1 protein-coding gene is annotated in these 347 nt (G+C 58.5%); it reads left to right on the forward strand.

The genetic code is table 11. The annotated features are described in order from the left end of the window. Nucleotides 1-347: transposase (locus C2134_RS20435; protein ID WP_146042169.1), on the forward strand; the 347-nt coding region annotated here is incomplete at both ends.

Consider the following 347-nt stretch of genomic DNA (forward strand, 5'->3'; position numbering starts at 1 on the left):
GGCCACATTGTCAACCAGGCTCCAGGACTCATTGAAGATGTCCGCAACGAACTGCCTGGATCATTTCGACTGCTGATTCAGCGCCTGCTTGATCATCTGAAGGCGCTGGACAAGCAAGTCAGCGAGCTCGAAACGCAGATACTAGCCTGGCACCGCCAAAGCGAGCTCAGCAAGAAACTAGAGCAAATACCGGGCATTGGCCCCATCACCGCCAGTGCGCTGGTCGCCTCTCTGGGTAACGCCAAGAACTTTGATGGGGGGCGGCAGGTGGCAGCCTGGCTGGGGCTGGTGCCTCGACAACACTCCAGCGGAGGGAAGCAAAACCTGCTAGGTATCAGCAAGCGCGG

The sequence above is a fragment of the Chromobacterium sinusclupearum genome (assembly GCF_002902845.1).
GTDB classification, from domain to species: Bacteria; Pseudomonadota; Gammaproteobacteria; order Burkholderiales; family Chromobacteriaceae; genus Chromobacterium; species Chromobacterium sinusclupearum.